This window comes from Pedobacter sp. GR22-10, from assembly GCF_026239715.1.
In the GTDB taxonomy this organism is placed as follows: Bacteria; Bacteroidota; Bacteroidia; order Sphingobacteriales; family Sphingobacteriaceae; genus Pedobacter.
This window is the reverse complement of the sequence record NZ_JAPIVR010000011.1, coordinates 1-5,792: the sequence shown is the minus strand read 5'-3', so window position 1 is coordinate 5,792 and position 5,792 is coordinate 1. Positions and strand designations below refer to the sequence as shown.

General features: G+C 47.9%; 2 tRNA genes and 3 rRNA genes. All 5 read right to left on the bottom strand.

The window, feature by feature from the left end:
• Positions 1–29 precede the first annotated feature (29 nt).
• A 5S ribosomal RNA gene (rrf, locus tag OQX64_RS22320) occupies positions 30–141 on the bottom strand.
• A gap of 139 nt (positions 142–280) precedes the next feature.
• A 23S ribosomal RNA gene (locus OQX64_RS22315) occupies positions 281–3,157 on the bottom strand.
• Between the two features lie 408 nt (positions 3,158–3,565).
• Positions 3,566–3,639: transfer RNA gene (locus OQX64_RS22310), tRNA-Ala, on the bottom strand.
• A gap of 81 nt (positions 3,640–3,720) precedes the next feature.
• Positions 3,721–3,798, bottom strand: a tRNA-Ile gene (locus OQX64_RS22305).
• Between the two features lie 273 nt (positions 3,799–4,071).
• A 16S ribosomal RNA gene (locus OQX64_RS22300) occupies positions 4,072–5,591 on the bottom strand.
• Together the 16S, 23S and 5S rRNA genes with 2 tRNA genes alongside form the textbook arrangement of a ribosomal RNA operon.
• Between the last annotated feature and the right edge of the window lie 201 nt (positions 5,592–5,792).

Below are 5,792 nucleotides of genomic sequence, written 5' to 3'. Positions count from 1 at the left end.
TGATTAAATGCCTGCTTAAGGCTTTTAAGATTTGGCACCGACCTACTCTCCCACGTGTTACCGCAGTACCATCGGCTCTGGTGGGCTTAACTTCTCTGTTCGGAATGGGAAGAGGTGGACACCACCGATATAGGCACCTAAATATTTTTAAATAAGTGGCAGGTTTTAAGTATGAAGGTATAAGTATCTCTACTTACAACATACAACTTATCACTTACAACTTAAATGACATATTATTGAAAGAAGTTAAGTTTTGAAGAACAAACAACAGTTCTGTTTGCTTTGAAAGCTTCGGATGATTAGTACTACTCGACTGTGCTGTCACCAGCTTTACATCTATAGCCTATCAACGTAGTAGTCTGCTACGGTCCTATATGGAATTCTCATCTCGTGGCTAGTTTCGCACTTAGATGCTTTCAGCGCTTATCTATTCCCAGCGTAGCTACTCTGCAATGCCCCTGGCGGAACAACAGATTCACTAGAGGCTAGTCCAACCCGGTCCTCTCGTACTAAGGTCAGCCCCACTCAAAATTCCTACGCCCACAACAGATAGGGACCGAACTGTCTCGCGACGTTCTGAACCCAGCTCGCGTGCCACTTTAATCGGCGAACAGCCGAACCCTTGGGACCTTCTCCAGCCCCAGGATGTGACGAGCCGACATCGAGGTGCCAAACCTCCCCGTCGATATGAGCTCTTGGGGGAGATCAGCCTGTTATCCCCAGCGTACCTTTTATCCTTTGAGCGATGGCCCTTCCATGCAGAACCACCGGATCACTATATCCGTCTTTCGACCCTGATCGACCTGTATGTCTCACAGTCAAGCAAGCTTATGCTATTGCACTCCGCGTACGGTTACCAAGCGTACTGAGCTTACCTTTGAAAGCCTCCGTTACCTTTTTGGAGGCGACCACCCCAGTCAAACTACCCATCAAACAATGTCTCCCGCTTGGCGGGATTAGACACCGAATACAGAAAGGGTGGTATTTCAACGTTGGCTCCACGACGCCTAGCGACGCCGCTTCAAAGCCTCCCACCTATCCTACACATCCTGTATCCAATGTCAATGTTAAATTGTAGTGAAGGTGCATGGGGTCTTTCCGTCCCGTTGCGGGTACCCGGCGTCTTCACCGGGACCACAATTTCACCGAGCTCATGGCTGAGACAGCGCCCAGATCGTTACACCATTCGTGCAGGTCGGAACTTACCCGACAAGGAATTTCGCTACCTTAGGACCGTTATAGTTACGGCCGCCGTTTACTGGGGCTTCGATTCAATGCTTCTCCTTACAGATGACATCCCCTCTTAACCTTCCAGCACCGGGCAGGTGTCAGGCCTTATACTTCATCTTTCGATTTTGCAAAGCCATGTGTTTTTGTTAAACAGTCGCCTGGGCCTTTTCACTGCGGCTTACATTGCTGCAAGCGCCCCTTCTCCCGAAGTTACAGGGCCATTTTGCCGAGTTCCTTAGCCATGATTCACTCGAGCACCTTAGAATCCTCTTCCCGGATACCTGTGTCGGTTTGCGGTACGGGTTTTTATAACCTGAAGCTTAGCGGTTTTTCTTGGAAGTCTGATTACCTGCACTATCCACTCAGCCGAAGCCTTGCGGTACTATCAGCGTTCAGCTAGATCGGCGGATTTGCCTACCGTTCTAATACCTACAGCCTTTAACGATCTATTCCGTCAGATCGCGGCAGTGTCACTACTCCGTCCCCACATCGCAGTTATAAAAAGTACGGGAATATTAACCCGTTGTCCATCGAATTTCCCCTTCGGGTTCTCCTTAGGTCCCGACTAACCCTGATCCGATTAGCGTTGATCAGGAAACCTTATCCTTTCGGTGGCGGTGTTTCTCGCACCGCTTATCGTTACTTATGCCTACATTTGCTTTTCTATAAGCTCCAGCACCCATTACCAGATACCTTCGCTGCCGATAGAATGCTCCCCTACCGATATATTTCAATCCCATAGCTTCGGTGTACAATTTAATGCCCGTTTATTATCCATGCCCGATCGCTCGACTAGTGAGCTGTTACGCACTCTTTAAATGAATGGCTGCTTCCAAGCCAACATCCTAGCTGTCTGTGCAATCGGACCTCGTTAGTTCAACTTAACTGTAACTTGGGGACCTTAGCTGATGGTCTGGGTTCTTTCCCTCTCGGCGCGTGACCTTAGCACCCCGCGCCTCACTGCAGATCATATTTAATAGCATTCGGAGTTTGTCTGGATTTGGTAGGATTTGACTCCCCCGCACCCAATCAGTAGCTCTACCTCTATTAAACTTTATATCCACGCTGTTCCTAAAAACATTTCGGGGAGTACGAGCTATTTCCCAGTTTGATTAGCCTTTCACCCCTACCCACAGATCATCCGGAAACTTTTCAACGTTTATCGGTTCGGTCCTCCAGTACGTGTTACCGCACCTTCAACCTGTCCATGGGTAGATCACAAGGTTTCGCGTCTACCTCCTCTGACTATACGCCCTATTCAGACTCGCTTTCGCTTCGGATCCGTGCCTGAAGCACTTAACCTTGCCAGAGAAGAGTAACTCGTAGGCTCATTATGCAAAAGGCACGCCGTCACGCCACCTGGACGCTCCGACCGCTTGTAAGTACACGGTTTCAGGTTCTATTTCACTCCCCTGTTCGGGGTTCTTTTCACCTTTCCCTCACGGTACTGGTTCACTATCGGTCTCTCAGGAGTATTTAGCCTTACCGGATGGTGCCGGCAGATTCCCACAAGGCGTCTCCGACCTCGCGGTACTCAGGATACTACTAGACTGGTATTCTATACGTGTACTGGGCTATCACCATGTATCGCCGGGCTTCCCATCCCGTTCCACTTCTGTTTACCAATGCCACATCGTAGTCCTACAACCCCCACTTTGCCGTAACAAAGTAGGTTTGGGCTCTTTCCCTTTCGCTCGCCACTACTCAGGAAATCATTGTTATTTTCTCTTCCTCTGCTTACTTAGATGTTTCAGTTCGGCAGGTTTGCTCATTATATGTGACTGGTCTTCAACCAGCCGGGTTGCCCCATTCGGAAATCTTCGGATCTATTCCTATTTGCAAATACCCGAAGCTTATCGCAGCTTATCACGTCCTTCATCGCCTCTGAGAGCCAAGGCATCCCCCGTGTACTCTTTATTACTTTCTTCTACTTATACGCCTTTTGCGCCGTATAGTATGCTTTTTTGCTCTTGTTATGATGTCTCATACTTAAGTTCTGCTTGCGCTTCGTTAAGCGAGCACAAACACAACAGTCGCCTATTGTTGTTTGCTCTTCTTTTTTAACTTCTTCCAATATGTCAAAGAACTTTACTGAGGCTGATGGACGAAGGTATAAAGGTATAGGGTGTCATGTGCCCCAACCTAAGCCTCGTTTCAGCTTCGTTAGTTAAAAACTGCGGTCTCGAACCGTTTCATACTTTTTCTCGTATGTGCCCCGTGGCGTTTTCTTCTTGTCTTAATCTTTATGTCAATGTAGATTACCGATCCCGGTAATAAGGTATTTCTGTTTTTTAAAAGCTTTCTGCTTTGGTCTTTAAGCTTTACAGCTCTAAAGTGGAGAATAACGGAGTCGAACCGTTGACCTCCTGCGTGCAAGGCAGGCGCTCTAGCCAGCTGAGCTAATCCCCCAGATTTTTAGTCTTGAGTTTGGAGTCATTGGTTTGGAGTATTCATAACTCCCAACTCTATTCTCTTTACTCCCAACTTTAATGGTAGTCCCGTCCAGATTTGAACTGGAGACCCCTACATTATCAGTGTAGTGCTCTAACCAGGCTGAGCTACGGGACTTCTTGATTTAAGGTCAGCTTCCGTATGCAGTATATAGTATCTTACCGCTACTGCTTATCCTTTGGCTTTCCCCATCTGATGTTCCGTTGTGCTTACCTTGATAGCAGCCCACCGTTTTCCTCTGGGTGTTTCTTTTTTTCTCTTGTTTTTTTTAAAGTAGTCAGTATCAAGTAGCAAGGCCTTTAGACTTTCAGCTTTAGTCTTTTTACTTTAATCATATACCTTAATGTGAAATATCATGTTGCGAAAGCTGAGTAGGTGATGCTACTCCAGAAAGGAGGTATTCCAGCCGCACCTTCCGGTACGGCTACCTTGTTACGACTTAGCCCCAGTTATCGGTTTTACCCTAGGACGCTCCTTACGGTTACATACTTTAGGTACCCCCAACTTCCATGGCTTGACGGGCGGTGTGTACAAGGCCCGGGAACGTATTCACCGCGTCATTGCTGATACGCGATTACTAGCGAATCCAACTTCATGGGGTCGAGTTGCAGACCCCAATCCGAACTGTGAATGGCTTTGTGAGATTCGCATACTGTTGCCAGCTAGCTGCCCTCTGTACCATCCATTGTAGCACGTGTGTAGCCCCGGACGTAAGGGCCATGATGACTTGACGTCGTCCCCTCCTTCCTCTCTGTTTGCACAGGCAGTCTGTTTAGAGTCCCCACCTTAACGTGCTGGCAACTAAACATAGGGGTTGCGCTCGTTGCGGGACTTAACCCAACACCTCACGGCACGAGCTGACGACAGCCATGCAGCACCTAGTTTCGTGTGATTGCTCACTCATTTATCTCTAAATGATTCACTAACTTTCAAGCCCGGGTAAGGTTCCTCGCGTATCATCGAATTAAACCACATGCTCCTCCGCTTGTGCGGGCCCCCGTCAATTCCTTTGAGTTTCACTCTTGCGAGCGTACTCCCCAGGTGGAACACTTAACGCTTTCGCTTAGCCGCTGACTGTGTATCGCCAACAGCGAGTGTTCATCGTTTAGGGCGTGGACTACCAGGGTATCTAATCCTGTTTGATCCCCACGCTTTCGTGCCTCAGCGTCAATTAAACCATAGTAAGCTGCCTTCGCAATCGGTGTTCTGAGACATATCTATGCATTTCACCGCTACTTGTCTCATTCCGCCTACCTCTAGTTCATTCAAGCCCATCAGTATCAAAGGCACTGCGATAGTTGAGCTACCGTCTTTCACCCCTGACTTAACAGGCCGCCTACGCACCCTTTAAACCCAATAAATCCGGATAACGCTTGGATCCTCCGTATTACCGCGGCTGCTGGCACGGAGTTAGCCGATCCTTATTCTTCCGGTACATTCAGCTAAATACACGTATTTAGGTTTATTCCCGGATAAAAGCAGTTTACAACCCATAGGGCAGTCTTCCTGCACGCGGCATGGCTGGTTCAGAGTTGCCTCCATTGACCAATATTCCTTACTGCTGCCTCCCGTAGGAGTCTGGTCCGTGTCTCAGTACCAGTGTGGGGGGTCATCCTCTCAGATCCCCTAGTCATCGTCGCCTTGGTGGGCCGTTACCCCGCCAACTAGCTAATGACACGCATGCCCATCTCTATCCCATTAATGTTTGATCATTGAATAATGCCATTCTGTGATTTTATGCGGTATTAATCCGGATTTCTCCGGGCTATCCCCCAGATAAAGGTAGGTTGCATACGCGTTACGCACCCGTGCGCCGGTCTCAAGGAAGCAAGCTCCCTCTACCCCTCGACTTGCATGTATTAGGCCTGCCGCTAGCGTTCATCCTGAGCCAGGATCAAACTCTCCATTGTAAAATGTTGTTGATTCTGACCAGTTTTAACTATTGTTAAAAATAGTCTTCTTTTGTTTTGTCTGTTAGACATCACCTTTAAAATAAAGCTACTTAATCATGTACTTCGATCAGTACTTCATTAAACCCGCTTTCGCTACATTGACATCTCTTTTAAGAACTTATCAGGCTAATCCCTCACGGTCGCCCTTTTTATATATCT